A 21,481-nucleotide genomic window follows, 5' to 3' on the forward strand; every position below is an offset into this window, starting at 1 on the left:
ATATACTGAAAAGATAGGAGGAATTATGGATCCATACTCGCTTTCACTGACAGAGGACCAGATCGAGCTACAACAATGGGCGCACGATTTTGCCGAGAAGACGATCCGGCCAGCGGCTCACGAGTGGGACGAACGTGAAGAGACACCGTGGCCGATTATCAAAGAGGCAGCCAAAATCGGCTTATACTCCTATGACTTCCTCGTAAATGCTTACGCCGACAAAACCGGCCTCACACTACCACTCGTCATGGAGGAGCTCGCGTGGGGCGACGCTGGCATCACGCTCGCCATCTTCGGCTCCACGCTTGCGGTGGCTGGCATTCTCGCAAACGGAACCGCCGAGCAAGCCAACGAATGGATTCCCCAATGTTTTGGCAGCGCCGATGATCCCAAACTCGCCGCTTTTGGCGTCACCGAACCGGATGCGGGGAGTGACGTCTCATCGCTACGGACGCGAGCGGTCTATAACGAAGCCGACGACACATGGACCCTCAATGGAACCAAAACCTGGATCACCAATGGCGGGATCGCCGATATCCACGTCATCGTAGCGAGTGTCGATCCTGAACTCGGATCGCGGGGCCAAGCAAGCTTCATCATCCCCCCTGGCACGAGTGGGCTTCGCATGGGGCAAAAGTTCAAGAAAATGGGCATCAGGGCATCGCATACTGCGGAGGTTGTCCTTGAAGACGTTACCATCCCCAGTCACCTGCTGCTCGGCGGCAAGGATCGACTTGATGAACGTCTGGCCCGCGTTAGAGAAGGGAAGCGTGCCTCGTCGCAGGCAGCGATGGCGACCTTTGAGGCCTCCCGTCCCCTTGTTGGGGCCCAAGCGCTTGGCATCGCTCGAGCGGCCTATGAGTATGCGCTCGACTATGCCCGTGAGCGTCGCCAATTCGGACGAGCAATCATCGAAAACCAAGCGATCGCTTTCAAGCTCGCCGACATGGCCACGCAGATCGACGCGGCCCGACTACTTGTCCATCGTGCCGCATGGATGGCCGCTCAGGGCCACTCTTTCTCTCACGGGGAGGGGTCGATGTCAAAGCTCTTTGCTGGCGAAGTTGCCGTCAAAGCGACCGAAGAGGCGATCCAAATCCTTGGCGGGTATGGGTACGTTCGGGAGTACCCAGTGGAGCGCTGGCACCGAGACTCCAAGATCTATACAATCTTTGAGGGGACCTCTGAGATTCAAAGGCTGATCGTTGCGCGGGCTATCTCAGGAGTCAAACTTCGCTGAGTGACTGGTCCTCAGATAAGATGTCGGTGCCTTGCCACCCATCGGTAACACCGATCCGCAGCCGCATACCTACGGGGACCGCGGAGCCAGGCGCCGATCAGTCTGCCCCCCGCACCCGAGAGCTGGAGCCACTCGATAACGGCATCGATGCCGACGAACTCGTGACCGTCAATTGTGAGGACGACGCCACTACCATGAATAACTGACGCCTGATCAGAACGCACTTCGATTGCTGGCGCAAGGCGACAGGCGATAGCTCCGCTGGCCCGACAGAGTCGACAGGTGCCATCGATCGAGAGGGTCGGTTGCTGAGATTTCTGGGGTAGCGTCCTTTCGTGGCGACTCTCACCAGGACGATCAGACTTACGAGCAAAAGCACCCACCCATCTGGCGGGTTGTCCTGTGAGCCATCCGAAGGGCTTGGGTTGCATGTGCTCAGGCTAGCGGTATTTCGTAGCGATCATGGTGAACTCTCCGTTGACCTCGCCCGTAGCGACCGCGGGCAGCCTGCACAATCCTCTCTCCGTGTGCGATCCCCATGCCCGGGTACGACATGCAACCTCATTCGTCGTCCCAACTCCCTACCCGCGCCTCACTACACTCAAAGGTTGTGAGCCACGCTCGATGGAATCTACTTCGCACCACCGCAATCCTGTGGGGCAGCCTGCTCCTCGCCGCTAGCTTGATCTGGCTTGACTTTGGTACGGTATCTGAGGTCGCCATCGGCCCAGGGGGTCTCGTCAATCTATCCCAAGCTGTTGGTTTGGATCATCACCATCCCCGTCATCTAGCCCTGTTCGATGCACAGCTTTCCGTCACTACGCTCACCCCACTCCAGCTTGTCATCGATCACCTCAATCCCAATCTGGAGTTCATCACTCCCCTGCGCAATCAAAAGACACCCTTAGACGACGCCGCCTCTAGCAACCTCCAGGCGGTGCTATCCGCTGGAGTCGCGGCCTACCGGTATCTCGGGCTACCGATTACCGACACTCACGGGCTCATCGTCCGCGACATCCTCCCACATTCTCCAGCTCAGGGCGTCATTCGCCTTGGTGACCTCATCACCGCCGTCAACGGACTGAGGGTCTCGAATCTATTGAACTTTGAGACAGCATTGACCTCGAAACCGCATAGTCCGACTGTTACACTTGTGCTCGAACGCCAACAAGTGGGCGCCCCAGCACCCAGGCGCAGCCAAGTGCGGGTGCCCTTTAACGAAGGGAAGTTGGGGATTGTCATTGCCGCTGGCAGCCTCTACGAGCTCCCAAACGCACTCCGGTTAGAAATCCCTCGGGCGCTCGACGGTAGTGAAGGACTCGCAGAAGCTCTCGCGATCATCGATAGCGTCCGCCATCTCCACCTCAACTACCCTCTTGCCGTGGGTCTCATTGGCGTCGTCAAACCTGACGGAGCAATACAGCCAGTGTTTGGGATCGCACAAAGAGTCGCGGCCATGCGGGCTGGGCATCTACGCTATGTACTTGTGCCATCAGTACAGCGCCAGAGTGCCCAGCGGGCTTCACACGGAACGATCGACGTGATCGGTGTAACCTTTCTCTCTCAGGCGGTACGAGAGGTTGAGCGGCTCGGAAGGGCAATCACTCCAAAGGAAGTAGTCCGATAGGAGGCGAGAATGTGGCGGCCAGAGACTAACGATACACACGAGAGCTTCAACATCGTCAGAAAAGGTTACGACCGCGAAGCGGTTGATCGTCTGCTCGCTGCGCTGCGTCAAGAGCTATCGCAAGCCTCAGAGAGAATCGCCAAGTTAGAGGTCGAACTCTCCCAAGCGCGACAGGCTCATGAAACGCTGCGCGAGGATACGCGTCTCGCGCTCTCCGACCCAGAGCGGGCCAGCAAGTTGCTCGGCCAGGAGGCCTCTGAGGTGCTCAAAAGTGCTAACGATGCCGCACTCGGACTCCGACGTAAGGCGGAGTCCACGGCGAAGGATCTCGTGGAACGGGCACGGCGTGAGGCAGAAGAGATTACCAGACAGGCCAAGTTAGCTGCCGAAAGCGAGATCGAGGAGGGGCGTCAAGTTGCTCGTGCCCATCTCGAGGAGGTACGACAGCAAGGACGTGAGATCCTTGCTATGGCTGACTCCACGGCGGCGAGCACGGTAGAGGCGGCAAAGCGCGAGGGGCGTTCCTTGGTATTTCGTGCTCGCGAACATGCGGCCAACTTAACCCAGCAGGCCGAAAACCGTGCTGCTCAGGTTCGGGAGGAGATCTCTGGTCTCGACCTTGAGCGCCAACACCTGATCGGGATCCTCCGAGGCGCACAGGATCTGGTTCGTTCATCACTCGCTTCGCTCGACACGCGACCGCTCTTCCCTGAACACGCTGCCACCGAGGTCCCCACGGGAGAGAACGAGCACGACACCACGCCAACGAGTGAAGAACCAGGGATCGTTGACGTCAAGCTTCGTGATCTGCCAACCGCAGAATCCGTTGACGGGGATGCGCTCAACCACGTCACCAAACCAACAGAAAACGCGGATACCACCCCCGTTGAGGCGGGTGTCGATACCACGCAAGCTGCGTTGACACTCGCTGATGTTACCAAGCTCATCGAGCTCGCTGCCGAGCAGACGGCGGCATTTGAACTCGACGACGAGGAGGATTACCTGATCGACCGCGTGGTCGATGACCGTGTGATCGAGGAACCTAGCACTCTGCACTCTGACGATCAGGGTACAGAGACAACGGAATCCCCTTCGAGTGACCTCCGTGAGTCAAAGGACATTCGAGAGTCAAAGAGCAGTGAGGTCGCAGCACAAGAACCCCAAGTCTCTGTACAAGAACCCTCGACGTCCGAGGACGATCATCCAACTCCGCTTCATGAGATCGGTGAGGCCGATGCCAGCTCCACTGATGCCGCCTTCACCCCGTCGGGTGTGTCCGACACAGGAGCGGGACAAGAACCTCCAGAGCTCCATGATGCAACGGAGTTCGAGGATGAAATCATCGTCGTGGAGCGGTATCGTCAACCACGCCCTGAGGCCACGACACCAGACAACTCCAAGTCTCGTCTGCAACGTCTCGAGGCACTCTTTAGCGAACTCCGCGAAGAGGACGCTGACCACAGTATGGCCACTTCGCGAACCGTGAGCCAACCGAGTCCCGTTCCAGCGGCGACGTCTGACGACTCTGACGCCGCAGTGCCGGACGACTCCGTGGTCGACCCCTTACCCGAGAGTGCCCAGAATCTCCATGACTCCGAGACCGACCATCTAGCTCAGAAAATTCGAGGTGCGCTCAAGGATCTTTTCGACCCCCGTACGGTTGACCTTTCGCGACGGATAAAGCGAATCACCCAGGATGATCTCAACAAAATTCTGGCGACGCTTCGTTCCAGCGGGCGCGATAGCGCTATCTCTCTCATCGACCAGATCATCAACGACAGCCAAACGCGAGCCGGAGATGTGCGCCTACTCGTGGCTCGTATCCTGCATGCCGGATCTGACTTCGGCGCCCTCCTCGGAGACCAGCGCTTCGATCCCTCAGGTCAGCGCTTTGACGAGCTATCGCAAGAGATGGCGATCGATCTTACCGACGCCCTCGGACAGGCGACCCTGGTGCGCGCGCTTGAAATACTCGAGCGCAGCTCCGAGCTGGACGAGATGGAGCTCGTCGCTCGCACGAACGGGGTCTACCGTGAAGCTCGACGCAAGCTTGACGAACTCATCAGCGACAATGCCTATCAGATTTTCTGTCGTGGTGTTCGCCTCGTTCCGGGGGCAACCGGCTATCTATGGGTCACATCGTCGGCCACGCAACCCTGCGCGGACTGCGAAGACAATATGCTCGCTGGAATCAATCCCTTAGCTGAAGCGTTCCCTACTGGACATGAGAATCCGCCAGCACACCCCGGCTGCACCTGCGTTATTGTTCCTGTCTTCGCCTAGGGTATAGTGGATGCGCGTTCCACAAGATATCACCCGTAACCGACGGGGGCCGTCGCGGGCACAGCTCATTCTGATCGGGGTTGTCGTACTCCTGATTGTCGTTCTGTTTTCGCTCAAGGGCATTGCTGTCTTCTATACCGACTTCCTCTGGTTTTCGAACTACCATCTCGACGAAATCTGGAAGGGTGTTCTTCTTGCCAAGGTAGAGCTCTGGATCGTCTTTGCAGCGATCTTCGCCGTCGCTTGTTACGTCTCCTTGACCATTGCAAACCATCATCTCCCAGCGATCACCCCCCAAGACGATGATCTCATTCAGCGTTACCGCGCCACGAATGAACAACACCCCAAAATCGCCAAGATCGCCATCACGGTTGTCGCCACGCTCATCGTCGCCTCACAGGCACCAAGCGAGTGGAAAAACTGGCTACTCTTTCGCAACTACGTACCTTTCCCAACGAAGGACCCGCAGTTCCATCTGAACGCCGGCTTCTTCGTCTTCCGCCTACCCTTCATCCAGTTCCTCATCTCATGGAGCTTCCTCGCTGTTGCTGTCACCTTCGTCCTCACGATTGCCGTGGCCTATCTCAATGGTTCCCTGCGACTCCAGGGACGGGGCACTCGTGCTACCGCCCACCTCAAGGCTCATATGTCGGTCCTACTCGCGGTTATGGCGCTCATCAAGGCCGTTGGCTACTACTTTCAGCGCTACCAACTTGACATGTCAACACGAGGATACGTCGAGGGGGCAAGCTACACCGATGTCCATGCACAGCTCCCTGCCATCAACCTGCTAATCTTCATCTCCGTTGTCGCCTGCGGCTTATTTGTCTTCAATATCTACCGACAGGGTTGGGTACTTCCCGTCCTGGCACTCGGGCTATGGGCCTTCATCTCGATTGTGCTCGGCGCCATCTATCCCGCCTTGATTGAGAAGTTCGAGGTGGCACCGGCGCAGGAGCAAAAAGAGGCGCCCTACATTGAGCGTAATATCATCGCGACGCGCTATGCAATGGGTCTGAACTCGATCTCGGCCGCTCCCTACGAAGCTGCAACCAATACGTCCTCTTCCGTAGCTCTCACCAATGACAACGCGCTTCAGTCAATCATCCTCTGGGGCTCTACCCAACCATTACAGACCTTCGACAAGCTGCAAGATATCCGGTCCTACTATCAATTCAACTCCTTGTCGATTGAGACCTATAAGGTGCACGGGGTCACCACTCCCGTGCTCGTCGGTGTGCGTCAAATCAACTCCAACAACTTGCCCGCTCAATCCTGGGTTAACGAACACCTTCAATTCACCCACGGATACGGTGCCGCTCTCGCTGAAGCCAACACCGTCTCTAACGGAGGTAACCCGATCTTCGACATCGGCAACCTACCCCCTGTCTCCAAGGGTGGGGTGCCGGTGCTCCAACAGCCCCAGGTCTACTACGGCGAAGATATGAGCGGCTATGTCATCGCCAACACCAAGCAGCCAGAGATCGACTACCAGCTCCGATCGGGTGCCTCAGTGGAGACGCATTATCATTCAACGGGCGGTGTGCAACTCACGTCGATCATCAAACGAGCCGCCTTCGCGCTGCGCTTTGGCGACATCAACATCTTGGACTCCTCTCTTGTTACCCCCCAATCGCGCATTATGTTCGAACGGGGCATCGTTACGCGTGCACAGATGGCCATGCCGTTCCTCAAGTACGGATCCCACCCGTACCCAGTGATCGCTAACGGACGGGTCTATTGGGTACTCAATGGCTACACTACGAGTCCGAACTACCCGTACGCTCAGGCCGCCAACACCAGCGCCGTCCCCTCGGGCAGTCAACTCGCCAACGGCAACTACAACTACATCCGGAACTCCGTCAAAGTGGTCATCGATGCCTACTCCGGCTCAATGCACTTCTACGTATCCGATCCATCCGACCCAATGATCCAGGCCTACGAGAAGGCTTTCCCTCACGTCTTCCAGCCACTGTCCTCAATGAATCCGGCGATAGAAGAGCATCTCCGCTACCCAAGCGATCTGTTATCAGTGCAGGCGCAAATGTACGGGCTCTATCACGTCACCAGTGCCTCGAACTTCTACTCAGCGGGTAATGCATGGGAGGTCTCAGCGAGCCCAGCGATCGGCCAAATCCCTTCAGGAACCAGTGGTGGCTTTGCCTCGCTCTCAAGCACAAGCAACTCCCCGATGTTGCCGGTCTACGAGATGATGCAGCTTCCAGGGTCCAAGTCGACCAATCTCAGCCTTGTGGAAGCCTACGTCCCTTACTCCCCATCAGGCTCGACCCAGAACCTCACCGGCTTCTTGGTCGGCCAATCGTCTCCCTCTAATCCCTATCAACTCACCACGCTGATCACGCCGAACGGCGAGCAGATTGATGGTCCCAACCAGATCACCTCTCGCATGACATCACAGACAGCGGTATCACAGGAACTCACCCTTCTCGATCAACACGGATCCAACGTTGACTTCGGATCGACCTCTGCCATACCGCTTGGACAAAATCTCCTTTGGGTCACGCCTCTCTACGTCTCAAGTACCTCCAACCCAATTCCTGAAATCAAAGAGATCGTCGCCGCCTACGGAACCAACATCGCCATCAGCCCAACGGTCGCTGGCGACCTTCAGCAGATCTTTGGGGTAATTCCAAATGGGGCCGAAGGAAGTCAAAAGGCCGCAACCTCCGTTCCGAGCACGGTTGTCTCATCACAGGCCTCGAGTATCATCGCGAAAGCCCAGGCTCTTTATACCAAGGCACAGGCTGCACTCAAGTCCGGGAACCTCTCGCAGTACCAGCAGGACATCAACCAAATTGGCGCGCTGCTCAACGAGATTTCTACCAAGGTTAAGGCTTCCACGGCTAAGAAGTAGTCAACGGTCCAGCTATACTGAATAGGACAACGCGGGGTGGAGCAGCTAGGTAGCTCGTCGGGCTCATAACCCGAAGGTCGTAGGTTCAAATCCTACCCCCGCCACCAAGGAAAGTGCAGGCCAGGGCCAGTCTCTAGGGACTGGCCCTTCTGCTGCCCGCAGATCCATCTCATGGACCATCCTATGAATGCTGCCTCTTCGGATTTCGACGGGTGGGACGTTCGACAGCTACTCCCAGATGGGTTTGCCGGCATCGAGAAGCACCAGACCCTGAAGTTGCGGATCGATGTGGAGTCGAACGCTGGCCACGTTCCCGTGAACCATTGGTTTGGTATCTGTTAGCTACCATGCTATATTGGTAAGGTGGCTAACGAAGTAACGGACCCTCAGCACGAGTCGGCCGGGGCGTGGGCGAAGAAGTATTATCTTGCATCGCGGCTGGTGATGGAATCTGTGCTGCGCCCCCACGATCTCGGCCCCACACAGTGGTACGTGCTCTACCACCTTGCAACGGTGGGCGAGATCCCACAGCGTGACCTCGCAGCCCTGCTCCAGGTTGAACGAGCAACCCTCACCGGCGTGGTCGCCGCCTTGGTCCGCAAAGGATTGCTCGTACAGGAGCCGAGCCGCACCGATCAGCGACAGAAGATGTTGAGGCTTACTCCGGCCGGTGCCGCGTTGTGGCCAAAGCTGCCCGACCCGATAGCCCTGATTCTGGGGACCGCGTTTGATGGCATCGCAGCGTCTGAGGTGGAAACCACTGTCCACGTTCTTCGTACCGCCACTGGCAAGCTCCATGACCTTCTATCGAAAGGAACACCATGACCATTCTTATCACCGGTGCAACCGGATTGGTCGGCTCTCGCCTCATTCCACGCCTGGTCGACGCGGGGTACAACTGTCGTGCACTCGTGCGACCCGGTGGGCCCCTCCCCGACGGTGTCACGTCGGTCGCCGGAGACCTCCTGGATCCGACTACCCTCCCGGAAGCCGTGGAGGGAATCTCCGCCGTGATCCACCTAGCAGCCGTTCTGCGGACCCCAGATCCGGAGCAGATACGGCGAGTCAACGTCGACGGCACCCACAACCTCATCACAGCGGTCCGGACCCATGCCCCCGAGGCACGAATAATCATGGCTAGCACCAATCTCGTCTACGACGAACATCTGCCTTGGCCAGCGCGCGAAGACGATCCTGTTGACCCGCCCCGCCCCTACCCGGCCAGCAAGGTCATCGCCGAGCAGGAACTTCGGCGCAGCGGCCTGACGTGGAGCATCCTGCGGTTCGCTTTCGTCTACGGCGACGGCGACGGCCATCTGCAATCGGCGCCCGGACTCTTGGGGTCATGGGGATGGCATCCCGCCGCCACGTTGAGTTTGATCCACCATCGTGACATCGCTACCGCCATGCAACTCGCCCTCACCGGAGTTCTCGATCGGCGGATCGTCAACCTCGCGGACGATGCTCCCACCTCGGTATACGAGATCGCCCGCATCGTCGGCACCGACTACCCCACATCGGCTCAGCCCCTTGAAAACCCCTGGAACGGACACGTCGATGGAACCCTCGCCAGAAGTCTCGGCTTCGCTCCTATGGTGCGTAGCGTTTACCAAGCTGCCGACGAGGAGTCTCTCTAGAGCGGCTCATGGCCCAAAGGTCGCAGGTTCAAATCCTACCCCCGCCACCAAGGAAAGTGCAGGCCAGGGCCAGTCTCTAGGGACTGGCCTTTCTGCTGGCCCCCAAAGATTCCCAAAGGCAACCCCAAAATATCGCTACGCTTGCTTTCGTGTGTGGATCGAAACGTGAGATCAAGCGAGGCGTCTTGGAGCTGCGGGTCTTCCTCGAGAAGGACCCAGTCACCGGGAAGTACAAGGTGCACTCGAAGACATTCCACGGCTCGGCACAAGCAGCAGACGAACCACTCCGAGACCTCATCGACCAGCAAGCCCCCCTCCGGCTCAGATGGGATCGGAGCGACCTTCGGTCAGCTCCCCGAGTGAGGCCATTATTCCGCCTGACTGTCACCGTCGAAGAGGCGGCGGTCGTCCTTGGTATCTCTCGTGCCACCGCCTACGACGCCGTGAACCGTGGCGAGATTCCCTGCATCCGGATTGGGCGACGCATCCTCGTGCCTGTGGTTGCCCTCAACCGACTCCTGGAGAGCGCCGGACCGGACGAATCGGGCGACACTTAACCTCCCACACCGCCGATCCTTATTGGAGGTTGTACACTAACATCTAACAAGGAGATTCCATGTCTACGGTTCTGAAGCGGCGCTGGAGGAGCGATGTCGGCGGCACCGGGCTACCTCGCAAGGACAGTCGGTCATGCGAATACGAGGCGTATGTCCCAGATCATCTCATGGGAAGGCGGTTTTTCCTAGAGGGTGAAGTCGCTGCCGATGTTGCAGATGCCGAGGCGGCGATCGTTCGTCTGAACATCGAAGCGAACGCTCGTGTTGACACTGAGGCGCTCGCTCGAATCCTCCTTCGTGCCGAAGCCGTGGCCTCATCACGGATTGAAGGACTGGAGGTCGGAGCACGACGTCTGCTCCATGCCGAGGTCGTTCGAGGAATGCACCAGGCGGCAGCCGACGTCACGGCAGCCGAGGTCCTCAATAACATCGACGCCATGGTATTTGCGGTCGAGAGCATCGATGCCGGGGATCCCATCACCGTGGACATCCTCCTCGACATGCACCGTCGTCTCCTTGCTGGCACACGACTTGAACAGTACGGAGGTATCGCCAGAGACCAACAAAACTGGATTGGTGGAAGCGCCAACAACCCCTGCGCTGCCGTCTTCGTCCCCCCCTCCCCCTGAATTCGTCAACGAACTTCTTAAAGACCTGTGCGCCTTCTGCTACACGGACGATCTCCCACCTGTTGCGCAAGCTGCCATCGCGCATGCCCAGTTTGAGACGATCCACCCGTTCGTGGACGGAAACGGAAGAACAGGTCGAGCCCTGATCCATCTCATCCTTCGACGTCGGGGACTCGCTCTCCGAACGCTTCCTCCCGTGTCCCTGGTGCTCGCTACGTGGGCGAGGGATTACATCGACGGGTTGACCCTGTTCCGCTACGTCGGATCACCAACGTCCCCTGCCGCCATCGACGGGCTCAACACGTGGATTGGGCGCTTCGCAAGTGCTTGCACGAGGTCCGTCGCTGACGCCAGCACGTACGAACGACGAGCGGCTGAGCTAGAAGTGGAGTGGCGTGAACGACTGGGATCTGTCCGTGCCAACTCCGGAACGGACGTTCTCCTCCGGGTACTTCCCGGTGCGCCAATCCTGACTGCGGACAGTGCCGCAACGCTCCTCGGACGTACCTACAAACCAGCAGCGGCAGCGATCCAACGTCTCGTCGATGCCGGGATTCTCCGACAGGTGAACATCGGGCGGCGCAACAAGGCATTCGAGGCGCCAGAGGTCATCGCCGCCTTCACTGCACTGGAGCGCCAGCTCGCTAGTCCCGAGGGCGACACTCGCACGAGTGAGCCCGTGCGTACTGTGCCTCGACACAGGGGGATCGCAGTAACATGAGGGTCGAAGCCGTAGCGTTGACTGTCAGCTGGACAACTGGTGTGCTGCTTCGCGGAGGCTCAGAGCCAAGGCAACTCAACAGTCATTGGTGAGTCGTCTGTTCGTGCAACTGATGCCGTGCAGGCTCAAGTTGAAAGGTGCAATGTTCGACATCAAAATGCCCAGAGAGACACTCCCCAAGTTCATCTAGTATCGTCGCCGCTCCACCACGATCGAAGACGATATCTTCGATCACGACATGCGCAGAAAGCACCGGATTGCCGCTCGTAATCGTCCAGACATGAAGATCGTGGACCGCCAACACTCCTGGTGTTGACTGGATATGTTCTCGTATCTCAGCCATGTTGATATCTCTTGGCGTCGCCTCCAAGAGCACATCCACCGTTTCACGCAACAACTTCATCGTTCTCGGCACAATGAGGATTCCGATCAGGAGCGAGGCAAGCGCGTCGGCTCGTTCAAACCCGGCCGCCGCGATCAAGGCCGCCGCGATCAACACCGCAATCGCTCCAAGCAGGTCAGAGAGGGTCTCGAGAAAGGCCCCCCGTATATTCAAGCTTTCTCCTTGGCCGGGACGCAGGATCGCCAAACTTATCCCATTGCCAACCAGTGCTACCACACCAAAGATGGTCATGATGCCCGCAGATGCCACTTCCGGGTGGATCAGACGCAAGATTGCCTCAACGATAATGAAAATCCCGACTCCAAAGAGTAAGACGGCATTGATCACTGCCGCGAATATTTCCGCTCGTTGGTAGCCAAAAGTTCGCGCATCATTCGAAGGTCGACGACCAAACCAGATACCGAGGAGTGAGAGACCAATGCCAGCGACATCCGTCGCCACATGGCCAGCATCAGCGAGGAGAGCGAGTGAATGGCCCAACAACCCACCGATGACCTCTGCGGCCAGTACCGTCAGGCTGATCCCAAGTACGAACTTGAGTCGACCCCGATGACGGCTACCAGCCGTTGCGGTGAAGGCGTGATGGTCGTGTGCTTGTGCCACTGTTTACAATCCTCGACAGCGGCGACGGGCCGAACAGGAATCGGCAGACAGACGCATACCAGCCCCCCAGGATCGGCATCCGAGCATCCGACTTGTTCCCAAGACCACATGCGCTTGGCACGCGCTGGAACTCGTTCCGGAGACGTCGACCACCTCAACCAGTCTACCGAGATCGCAACATGAAAAGAGCGCGAGCCCAATCGATGGTTGCTCCAGCTGCAGGCTCCAACAGGCATCGCTGCCCCACTCCGAAGAACCTCTTTGCAGGAGCAGATGTCTTGCTCCGGTTACTCAGCCGTGCCGACCGCCCATCACCACGCAAACACAATCCCACACCACAGGAGCAGATGGGTATGGCACCCCTCGCGGATGCGTAGCGGAACATGAGACTCCACCTCTAGCGGTAATCATCTGCATTATTTCGCAATTTCGCAATTTATGATAGTGCTTAGCATTCCTGGCGGTAAGATCTCCACCATGGAACGAACATCTCTCGCCCCTTCGACAGCGGGCGCGACGCCTCTCTACGAGCTCAAAGCGGAGTTTTTCAAGGCGATGGGCCATCCCATCCGCATCAGAGTCTTGGAGCTGCTCTCGGGGGGACCGCTCAGCGTCAGTGATCTCAATGCCCAGATTGGGGCGAACGCACCCCACCTCTCACAACAGCTCAACGTGCTCAAACGTGCAGGGCTTATCAGCTCTGAGCGGAGCGAAAAATACGTCGTCTATTCACTCGCGTTCCCAGAGCTCATCGAATTGCTCGCCGTTGCCAGGCGTATTCTGATCGACGTTCTTGCCCAGCGCAGCGATCTCCTGATCGACCTCCAAGCCTCGTACCCACTACCAAATCGCCCAAACGTCCTACAACCCCCCAGCGCATAGCTCGCCAATGCTCAAACAACTCCTTCGCACCATCATCCATGCGGGAAGGGTCAGCGAGACTGAGCCCCCCTCAGAGCAGACCTCGGAACAGCCAGCTTTCCCTTCTGGCTCCGTGCATCTACGTCATCTCGATGTGGGGTCCTGCAACGGCTGTGAACTCGAAATCAACGCCTGCTTCTCGTCGATCTATGACATCGAACAGTACGGTATCTCCATGGCGGCCTCGCCACGTCACTGCGATGGCGTTCTCATCACAGGAGTCGTCACCAAGAACCTGGTGGGTCCGCTCCATCAAACCATCGCGGCCGTCCCTGCCCCTAAGCGCCTCATCGCCATCGGGGACTGCGCCATCAACGGAGGTCCCTTCCTTGCTAGCTATGCCGTCGAGGGAAGCCCGGCCGATCTCGTCCCTATCGATCTAAAGGTTCCCGGCTGTCCACCTGATCCAGCTGCGATCGTCGCAGCATTGCGAGAACTGAGTGGCAGATGACCGACCAAAGACTTCGATCATATCGCTGGTGGCTGGTCGGCTGCTCGGCGATCACCCTCGCGGTGGCACTCGCTGGGGGACTCCTCTCCGTCGCAAGCCTCATGGGACACATTTTTGTTCTCAACACGACCGAGTTGCTGCCAATCGCTGGCCTTCATCTCAGGTTAGGTGTGCTGTCGGCTCTCTTTGATCTGCTCACATCGTTCGTCGCGATCACCGTCGCCGCTTATATGGGCACCTACTTCTCACGGCATCAGGTGCCACGACTGACCCTGGTACTGATGCCGACCTTCCTCGCCGCGATGTTGTTGGTCCCCATGGCAGCGACCTACTTCGATTTCTGGTTCTTTTGGGAGACGATGGCACTCACCTCAGCCGCACTCGTCCTGGCACACTACAGCGACTCCAGCACTCGAGTGGCTGGGCTCTACTATATCGCCTACACCCAAGTTGGCTTCGCCCTGATCCTGGCCGCGACGGCGACGCTGAGTGTCAACTCCACCTCCGCCTTTTTGGATGGCCCCACCGCACAGCTTTTGCCGCTCTCGAACCTTGTCTTCATCCTCAGTTTGTTGGGTTTCGCCTCCAAGGCGGGACTCCTCCCGCTGAACTCCTGGCTCCCTCTCGCCCATCCTGCAGCGCCGACTCCGGTCTCGACCTTGATGAGTGCGAGCATGGTCAATCTCGGCATCTACGGCATCGTCCGCATCGACCTTATCACTCCTGGTCAGAGCTGGTGGGGGATACTGATGATGATCATCGGGCTCGCATCCGCAACCTATGGAGCACTCCATGCCCTTGTCTCCTCCGACATCAAGCGGCTCCTCGCCTTCTCGACGAGTGAGAACCTCGGTATCATTATCACCGCACTGGGGGCCTACGAACTCCTCCGAGCGACGCACTTCGTCGTCCTGGCAGAACTCGCCATAGCGGCCGCGATTCTTCATCTGATCGGACACGCTCTCTTCAAGTCACTCGCCTTTATCTCCTCCGGGCGACTCATCGACGATGCCGGCACACGCGATATCGACCATATGGGTGCGATGATTCATCGCTCACCACTCGCCAGTGCTGGTTTTGGCGTTGCCAGTCTCGGTGCCACCGGTCTTCCCCTTGGAGCTGGTTTCATCGGTGAGTGGCTCCTCCTGCAAGCACTCATCCACACGCCGTCAACCGCACCAATCCTTCTACGTGTGGTCATGCCGATCGCACTCGCCCTCCTCGCTCTGACCGTTGGCTTGAAGGTGGCGGCAATGACCAAGTCATTTGGCATCGGCGTTCTCTCCAGGCAACGGACACCCCACGTCAACACGGTACAGCGAAGGCGAGTGGCGGTTGTGCTCGACACCATCGTCATCTCCTTGCTCATAAGCGCGAACCTCGTCTTTGGGACCCTTCCCAACCTCGTGGACCCGCTCTATCAACGCGTCGCCACGCTACTGCTGCCCCAGGGAGTGCCGACCCACATCGGACTCTTTGTGACCCTCGCACCGCTCAGGGGAGGCATCTCCCCCCTTGCGATCCTCGTCGAAGTTGCCTGCTTCACCATCGCCGTGGGCATCCTCGTCGAAGGTCGGATACGGTCCAATGGGAGGGTGATCGCCGCTGATCTTTGGAACGGGGGTGGAGGAGAGCCTCGTATCCGAATGCAGTACAACTCCACCTCGTTCGCCCAACCGCTTGAGTCGATCTTCGCGAGTGCCCTTCGACTCCAGGAGCGCACCGCCGCCGATCACGCAGACCCCGATCGTCTCATCGTTGCTACCGTCAGCTACGAACGCTCACGGGCGGATATCGTCGCCTCAACCCTTCATCGATTCGTGACCCAAAGCATGGGTCAAGCCGCACACCTCATACGTCGCGCGCACCCCGGCAACATGCGCCTCTACGTACTCTATGGCGCCATCGGATTCCTGATCATCTTGCTGGTTGCCAGATGACTGTCCTACTCCAAATCATCCTTTTTCTCCTGCTGGGTCCCGTCACTATCGGTTTGATCCGCAAGATCCATGCCCTGCTTGAGGGGCGCCGAGGTGCCCCTCTCCTCCAACCGTTCCGACACTTTCACCAGCTTTGGGACAAAGAGACGATCGAGCCCGTTGGGGCAAGCGCTATCTTCCGTTTTGCTCCCTATCTCCTCCTTGGGACTAGCCTCACCATCGCGGCGGTAGGACCCTTCATCGCTACCTCTGACGGCCTTGGCTCATCGTCCGATCTCTTCGTCGTCGTCGGGCTCCTCTTCCTCGGCAATATCGCCACAGCACTCGCCGGCCTCGACCTGGGTACCTCTTTTGGAGGCATGGGTGCCTCTCGCGAACTCACCGTATCATCCCTGGTCGAACCAACGTTGCTCGTTGCCATTTTCGCGCTCTCCATCCCGGCTCACAGCAGCTCACTCGATATCATCTGCCGAAGTGCACTCTCCAATCCAGGCCACCTGCTTGCACCCGCGGATCTACTAGCCCTTGGCGCCTTCATCGTGGTGGTGATCGCAGAGACCAAACGACTCCCTATTGATAACCCAACGACGCACCTTGAACTCACCATGATCCACGAAGCGATGCTGCTCGAGTACTCCGGTCCTCGCCTCGCAGCCGTGGAATGGGCCTCTGCTATTCGCCTTTCACTCCTGCTCGGGTTAGTCGCTAATCTCTTCTTCCCGATCGGAATTGTTGATCGGGTCTCAGACCTCAGCGCACTACTGCTATCGATGACGGTGCTCATCGCCAAGGTATTGGTCCTCGCAGCGCTGATCGCCCTGGCCGAGACGGCCCTGGCCAAGATCCGACTCGGCAGGGTTCCCGAGTTACTCTCAGGGTCATTCATCCTTGCCTTCTTGTCGATCATGCTCTCGTTCTTTGTAGGCGGACGATGAGCATTCTGATCGAACTCTGCCCAGCACTGCTCTTGCTGACTGGCATCCTGATCGCCGCCTTTCGAGATCTTCGCGCCCAGGTCTCGATCCTCCGCGTACAAGGGGTCGTACTCGGCCTGCTGCCAGGGTTACTTGCCATCGAAGCGCACTCCGTCGCACTCGCCATCGCTGGAGTTCTCGAACTTGGAATCCGGGGCATATTGCTACCAGGGCTGCTGATGCGCACCGTCAAGCGCCTCCCACCAGAAGCTGACCTCGCCAACGTCCGCAACACCACCAGCTCCTTTCTCCTCTCAGGCATCCTCAGCGTGATCGCCTATCTCGTGTTCCTCCCCCTCACACGTGCAACCCATACCAGCCTTGCCCAATCCAGCTTCATCGGCCTCGCGCTGATCTTCTTCGGCATGCAAGTCCTACTCATGCGGCGCAGGGCGGTCGGTCAAATTATTGGCTTCTTGATGATCGACAACGGGATCGATGCCTTCGGGTTCCTTGCCACCCTCGGGGTTCCCTTCGTGCTCGAGCTCGGCGGCAGTCTCGACCTGGTGTTTGTGATTCTGATCCTCGCGGCACTCACCAATCGCATGGTGATCAAATTCGAGGGCACCGATGTCGATGACCTTTCGGCATTGAGGGAACAATGACCGCAACCATCGCACTCTCTGTCGCTGTGGGGCTCCCTCTTGTCGTACTAGGGCTCTCCAACCTAGGCCATGTTCACCGGATACCGTGGATCGCCACCCTCGTCGCGGACCTTGGCATCATCGCCATTGGTGCCTTTGTCCTCCTCTTGCACCCTGACCGCGCGGTAGCGGCGAACAACTTTCGCCTCGGCCCACTGGCTGGCATGATGTTACTCGTGATTGGATCGGTGGCGATGCTTGCCGCTGCCGCCAGTCGTGCCTATCTCAATCATCAACTCGGCGATGATCCGATGGCCGAACAGAAACGACGACTGTACTGGAACCTCTTCAACCTCTTCACGCTGACCATGGTTCTGGCTGTCGTCTCCAACAACCTCGGTATTACCTGGATCGCCGTTGAGGCCACGACCGTCTCCACCACCTTTCTCGTGGGTTTTAAGCGGACTCCCAAATCCCTCGAAGCCGCATGGAAATACGCCATCATCTGCTCCTTCGGCCTCTCTGTTGCCCTCCTTGGCGTCGTGGTGATCTATTTTGGTGCCACAAAGGCTGGTCTACCCGGATCACAGGCGTTGCTCATCAGTACCCTGTTGCACCACGCGAAGCAGCTCAATCCTGAGATTATGCGCATCGGAATTGGGCTAGGCATCATCGGGTTTGGGGCCAAGGCAGGTTTGGTCCCCTTCCATACCTGGCTACCCGACGCCCATTCCCAGGCTCCCGCCCCAATATCGGCGATGATGTCTGGCGTGCTCCTCTCGGTTGCAAGTTCGGTAGTACTTCGCATCGCTGAGCTCTCGACAGCGATCGTCGGACCCTCGTACAGTCGACTCCTCCTCCTCACGATTGGCATCCTCACCATGGGGGTCGCCGCGCTGTTGATCATCGGCCAAACAGAGCTCAAACGCATGCTGGCACAGTCATCGATGGAGCAGATGGGCCTTGTCGCCATCGCTATCGCTATCAACACCGAACTCGCTATCGCAGCGTTACTGCTCCACATACTGGTTCACGGCATCGCGAAGAGCTCCGCTTTTATCACCGCGGGTCAGATGGAGGAGGCGACGGGCAAGCATCGAATTGCCGATATTGGTGGAATGCTACGGACCCATCCCTCCGTTGCCCGAGGCTTTATCCTCGCCGTGATCGCGCTCGTTGCGGTACCACCCTTTGGCCTGTTCTGGAGTGAAGCAGGCATCATCATCGCAACCATTCAGGCAGGCTACCTACTTCCTGCCATCGTTATCGTGCTCCTACTGCTTCTCGCCTCCGTCGGTCTCGCACGAGCAGGTCTCTCCTTGACCCTCGCTGAGCCTCTCCACCCCATCAGTACCGCAAGGTCGGTTGGGTCATCACTGCCTATTCTCCTCGCCACCTCCGCCGCGGTGCTCGTGGGCCTGCTTGGCACGCCGACCACGCAGGTCATCACCCATGTCGCCTCCATCGTTGTCCAGCGGGTCTGAATCATGTCTACCACAATCCCCACCAAGAGCCTCACGCCCAACGACGTCGCTCCAGCGCTCAGTGCCGCCCTCGAGGCTGGGGGACGAGTCGCCTTAGTGAGCGCCGAGGATCGATCCGATGACGGGGTTATCGAGATCGCCTATGTGTTGGCCAACACACCAACCGCACCCCTGGTTGAGTGGGCACTGCCGCTGGAGAGATCCGACCCACAACTCCTCTCAATGGCCTCACTCGACTTCTCGACTGGCCGATTCGAACGAGAGATCGCTGACCAATTTGGCGTCACGCTGGTGGGGCACCCGCAACCGGCACGGCTGGTCAAACATGCCCATTGGCCCAGTGAGTACCATCCGCTCCTCCATGGGGCAGCCCCTAGTCCGGGGAGACTCACCGATGAGCGTGGCTATCAGTTTCTGGAGGTCGACAGCGATGCCGTCTACGAAATCGGCGTCGGCCCCATTCATGCAGGGATCATTGAACCGGGTCACTTTCGATTTTCGGCGGTCGGTGAATCGATCATCACCATGAAGGCACGCCTCTGGTTCGTCCATCGCGGCATCGAGAAGTTGTTCGAGGGGTGCTCGTACCCCGAGGCCATCGTTCTCGCCGAGAAGATCTCTGGAGACACCTCGGTTGGCCACGCCCTCGCCATGGCCCAGGCGATCGAAGACGCGCTCGGGATCGAGATCGATACCACAAGTGCACTCCTACGCCAGCTCCTCCTCGGCTTGGAGCAGACCTACAACCTCATCAATGACATTGGGGCCATCGCAAACGACGTTGCCTTCTCCATCATTCATGCCTTCACCGGCGTCCAGCGCGAGCACGTCATGCGCGAGAACAGACGCCTTACCGGTCATCGACTGCTGCGCGGAGCGGTGAGGCTAGGGGGCGCCGACCTGCGCGAGCGACCTGATCCCCAGTTCTTTGTGGAGCGATTGACGGCGATGAACGAGATCATCGACATCTTCACCTCCAACATCATGGCCATGGACAGATTGAAGGGTACTGGCATCCTAGACACCGTTGATGCCAAAGCAATCGGGTGTGTTGGCTATGTCGCACTCGCCTCCGGTCTGCCCATTGCGGAGGTAGGAGCCCCGCTCCGTGACGCCTCGTTGGGTCATGGGGCCTCACTGGACAAAACCCCACCATTGGACCATGACAAACCGGCGCTGATCCACTCCCAGGCGCAAAACCACGCCGGGATCACGCCCTTACAAACCGGTGACGTCGCGGCCCGCCTTGATGTTCGCCTCCAACAGCTGCGTGCGACCTTGGTCCATCTCGCAGAGGTATCAGCACAACTGAGTGGGCATCCAATGTCCACAGTGACCGGCACCCAAGACTACTCGTTATCGAGAACAAGCGGAATCGCCTGCGTCGAGAGCTGGAGAGGCCGACTCACCCATCGTATCGTCGCTGAAAATGGATGCATCCTACGGGCAAAGATCGTCGACCCCTCCTTCTTCAACTGGCCAGCTGTCTCGATCTCTCTCCGTGGAGCGATGGTAGCCGATTTTCCGTTGATCAACAAGAGTTTCAATCTCTCCTACGCTGGCAACGACCTCTAAACGTTCGATGGACGACGACATAATCGATCGGCCCTAACCCGTGAGCGATCCCGACGCAACAGCGCCTTCCAAGAGCAGCCACTCACGCGACCCGTATCCATCACCAATGTACCGTTTGACGCGCTCTGCCGTCAACGATACATCCAAGGGTTCACCGGATATCGACAACGGGGAGAACTTCATGGATCCGATCAGCGCAACGCTTTGGGACCCTTACCACCTTGTGCCGCGCGCTGGGTCCAGCTACCAGAACGACGGAAGACTTTGGGACACCGCCAACGTGGGCGATGAGCGCCGTAGTCGCTTCATTCGCCTTCCCCTCGATCGGTCGCGCCCGAACCTCGACGCCGAGGGATCCATCACTCAACCGACTGAGGCGCTCGATCCTTCGCCCGGGACGAACCACAACATGAAGATCAACCATCTCCTCAGTACGATCCTCCATAGTGGCGAGACTAGCGTCGATCTCACTCAAGACCGTCAGCGAACCTGACAGCGACGGATTCGCAGACCGACTCTTGATCGAACAGCCATAGTCGGAGACGGCAACTCTTGTAGCGATTGACTATCGATCTACCCAGCCGCGCAGGACCTTGGCTCCCTCCCTAGAACCCGATGACTGTTGCGCCCTCGAGCGCATACCTGACAAAGGCGTCGCGGGCGTACTGCAGCACAAAGCCACGCTTGCGCAACGCCTCTTCGGTACCTGCAGCCTCAGCGGCGTTGCGACAGGTCCCGACCGGGACCCCAGCTGCGATCAAGGCATCAAGTTGATCGTTGTACTCGGTGACCACAGCGTCGCCGTCACTGCCATTGAGCGCCGCCTGTGCCGGGCCAAAACAATAGATCTCCAGTTCAACGTGCTGATCTGCGGCCACCTGGCGCACCCTTTCGGCGACATGCGATCCTGCTGACAACGAATCTGGGTCCCCATGGAATAGATGAACAACGACTTTAGCCATGAGCTATTTCCCTTC

General features: G+C 58.5%; 20 protein-coding genes, 1 tRNA gene and 1 pseudogene. 18 read left to right on the forward strand and 4 right to left on the reverse strand.

Annotation, left to right across the window (positions count from 1 at the left end; translation table 11 throughout):
• Nucleotides 1-25: 25 nt before the first annotated feature.
• Nucleotides 26-1,240 (forward strand): acyl-CoA dehydrogenase family protein, encoded by a 1,215-nt coding sequence (locus M7439_RS07225; RefSeq protein WP_298347142.1) that lies wholly within the window; start codon nucleotides 26-28, stop codon nucleotides 1,238-1,240.
• 11 nt (nucleotides 1,241-1,251) lie between these two features.
• On the opposite strand, the gene M7439_RS07230 is transcribed toward M7439_RS07225, so the two are convergent.
• Nucleotides 1,252-1,671, reverse strand: coding sequence for a hypothetical protein (locus tag M7439_RS07230; protein ID WP_298347144.1), 420 nt, complete (start codon nucleotides 1,669-1,671; stop codon nucleotides 1,252-1,254).
• Between the two features lie 179 nt (nucleotides 1,672-1,850).
• Between M7439_RS07230 and M7439_RS07235 the strand changes: the two genes are divergently transcribed.
• The 10 genes and pseudogenes from M7439_RS07235 to M7439_RS07275 all read left to right on the forward strand — a co-directional run bounded on the left by M7439_RS07235 (nucleotide 1,851) and on the right by M7439_RS07275 (nucleotide 11,569).
• A complete protein-coding gene (locus M7439_RS07235) occupies nucleotides 1,851-2,867 on the forward strand; it encodes a PDZ domain-containing protein (RefSeq protein WP_298347146.1) in 1,017 nt (338 codons plus the stop codon).
• Nucleotides 2,868-2,876: 9 nt separating this feature from the next.
• Nucleotides 2,877-5,150 (forward strand): hypothetical protein, encoded by a 2,274-nt coding sequence (locus M7439_RS07240; protein WP_298347148.1) that lies wholly within the window; start codon nucleotides 2,877-2,879, stop codon nucleotides 5,148-5,150.
• A gap of 10 nt (nucleotides 5,151-5,160) precedes the next feature.
• Complete coding sequence (locus M7439_RS07245) at nucleotides 5,161-8,025, forward strand: UPF0182 family protein (RefSeq protein ID WP_298347150.1); 2,865 nt, start codon at nucleotides 5,161-5,163, stop codon at nucleotides 8,023-8,025.
• A gap of 30 nt (nucleotides 8,026-8,055) precedes the next feature.
• A tRNA-Met gene (locus M7439_RS07250) sits at nucleotides 8,056-8,132 on the forward strand.
• Between the two features lie 256 nt (nucleotides 8,133-8,388).
• Nucleotides 8,389-8,850, forward strand: coding sequence for a MarR family winged helix-turn-helix transcriptional regulator (locus M7439_RS07255; RefSeq protein WP_298347152.1), 462 nt, complete (start codon nucleotides 8,389-8,391; stop codon nucleotides 8,848-8,850).
• Nucleotides 8,847-9,662 (forward strand): NAD(P)-dependent oxidoreductase, encoded by an 816-nt coding sequence (locus M7439_RS07260; RefSeq protein WP_298347153.1) that lies wholly within the window; start codon nucleotides 8,847-8,849, stop codon nucleotides 9,660-9,662. Before M7439_RS07255 ends, M7439_RS07260 begins: the two co-directional genes overlap by 4 nt.
• A 149-nt stretch (nucleotides 9,663-9,811) precedes the next feature.
• Complete coding sequence (locus M7439_RS07265) at nucleotides 9,812-10,219, forward strand: helix-turn-helix domain-containing protein (protein WP_298347155.1); 408 nt, start codon at nucleotides 9,812-9,814, stop codon at nucleotides 10,217-10,219.
• Nucleotides 10,220-10,278: 59 nt separating this feature from the next.
• Nucleotides 10,279-10,848, forward strand: coding sequence for a Fic/DOC family N-terminal domain-containing protein (locus M7439_RS07270; RefSeq protein WP_298347156.1), 570 nt, complete (start codon nucleotides 10,279-10,281; stop codon nucleotides 10,846-10,848).
• Nucleotides 10,796-10,948: pseudogene (locus M7439_RS13055) on the forward strand (Fic family protein); the annotation flags it as partial. The gene M7439_RS07270 and the pseudogene M7439_RS13055, both read left to right, overlap by 53 nt.
• Before the next feature lie 12 nt (nucleotides 10,949-10,960).
• Nucleotides 10,961-11,569, forward strand: coding sequence for a Fic family protein (locus tag M7439_RS07275; RefSeq protein WP_298347157.1), 609 nt, complete (start codon nucleotides 10,961-10,963; stop codon nucleotides 11,567-11,569).
• A gap of 82 nt (nucleotides 11,570-11,651) precedes the next feature.
• On the opposite strand, the gene M7439_RS07280 is transcribed toward M7439_RS07275, so the two are convergent.
• Complete coding sequence (locus tag M7439_RS07280; RefSeq protein ID WP_298347159.1) at nucleotides 11,652-12,575, reverse strand: cation diffusion facilitator family transporter; 924 nt, start codon at nucleotides 12,573-12,575, stop codon at nucleotides 11,652-11,654.
• Between the two features lie 477 nt (nucleotides 12,576-13,052).
• On the opposite strand from M7439_RS07280, the gene M7439_RS07285 reads away from it, so the two are divergent.
• Genes M7439_RS07285 through M7439_RS07315 form a run of 7 tightly spaced genes read left to right on the forward strand, consistent with a single transcriptional unit; the run spans nucleotide 13,053 to nucleotide 20,504 of the window.
• On the forward strand, nucleotides 13,053-13,457 hold the full coding sequence (locus M7439_RS07285) for a helix-turn-helix transcriptional regulator (protein ID WP_298347161.1): 405 nt from the start codon (nucleotides 13,053-13,055) through the stop codon (nucleotides 13,455-13,457).
• 7 nt (nucleotides 13,458-13,464) lie between these two features.
• A complete protein-coding gene (locus tag M7439_RS07290; RefSeq protein WP_298347163.1) occupies nucleotides 13,465-13,947 on the forward strand; it encodes an NADH-quinone oxidoreductase subunit B family protein in 483 nt (160 codons plus the stop codon).
• A complete protein-coding gene (locus tag M7439_RS07295) occupies nucleotides 13,944-15,887 on the forward strand; it encodes a proton-conducting transporter membrane subunit (protein WP_298347165.1) in 1,944 nt (647 codons plus the stop codon). Before M7439_RS07290 ends, M7439_RS07295 begins: the two co-directional genes overlap by 4 nt.
• The gene (locus tag M7439_RS07300) at nucleotides 15,884-16,822 is read left to right on the forward strand and encodes a respiratory chain complex I subunit 1 family protein (protein WP_298347167.1); all 939 of its coding nucleotides are present in this window, start codon (nucleotides 15,884-15,886) and stop codon (nucleotides 16,820-16,822) included. Before M7439_RS07295 ends, M7439_RS07300 begins: the two co-directional genes overlap by 4 nt.
• On the forward strand, nucleotides 16,819-17,466 hold the full coding sequence (locus M7439_RS07305) for a hypothetical protein (RefSeq protein ID WP_298347169.1): 648 nt from the start codon (nucleotides 16,819-16,821) through the stop codon (nucleotides 17,464-17,466). Before M7439_RS07300 ends, M7439_RS07305 begins: the two co-directional genes overlap by 4 nt.
• A complete protein-coding gene (locus M7439_RS07310; RefSeq protein WP_298347171.1) occupies nucleotides 17,463-18,929 on the forward strand; it encodes a proton-conducting transporter membrane subunit in 1,467 nt (488 codons plus the stop codon). The genes M7439_RS07305 and M7439_RS07310 overlap by 4 nt, the downstream gene beginning before the upstream one ends.
• 3 nt (nucleotides 18,930-18,932) lie before the next feature.
• A complete protein-coding gene (locus tag M7439_RS07315; RefSeq protein WP_298347174.1) occupies nucleotides 18,933-20,504 on the forward strand; it encodes an NADH-quinone oxidoreductase subunit C in 1,572 nt (523 codons plus the stop codon).
• Between the two features lie 151 nt (nucleotides 20,505-20,655).
• Here the strand turns inward: M7439_RS07315 and M7439_RS07320 are convergent, their stop codons facing one another.
• Both M7439_RS07320 and M7439_RS07325 read right to left on the reverse strand, forming a co-directional pair.
• Nucleotides 20,656-20,949 carry a DUF167 domain-containing protein gene (locus tag M7439_RS07320; RefSeq protein ID WP_298347176.1) on the reverse strand — a complete coding sequence of 98 codons (294 nt, stop codon included), beginning with the start codon at nucleotides 20,947-20,949 and terminating at the stop codon, nucleotides 20,656-20,658.
• Between the two features lie 160 nt (nucleotides 20,950-21,109).
• Entirely contained in the window at nucleotides 21,110-21,466 is a 357-nt protein-coding gene (locus M7439_RS07325; RefSeq protein ID WP_298347178.1) for a DsrE family protein, read from the reverse strand.
• Nucleotides 21,467-21,481 lie beyond the last annotated feature (15 nt).

The sequence above is a fragment of the Ferrimicrobium sp. genome (assembly GCF_027319265.1).
In the GTDB taxonomy this organism is placed as follows: domain Bacteria; phylum Actinomycetota; class Acidimicrobiia; order Acidimicrobiales; family Acidimicrobiaceae; genus Ferrimicrobium.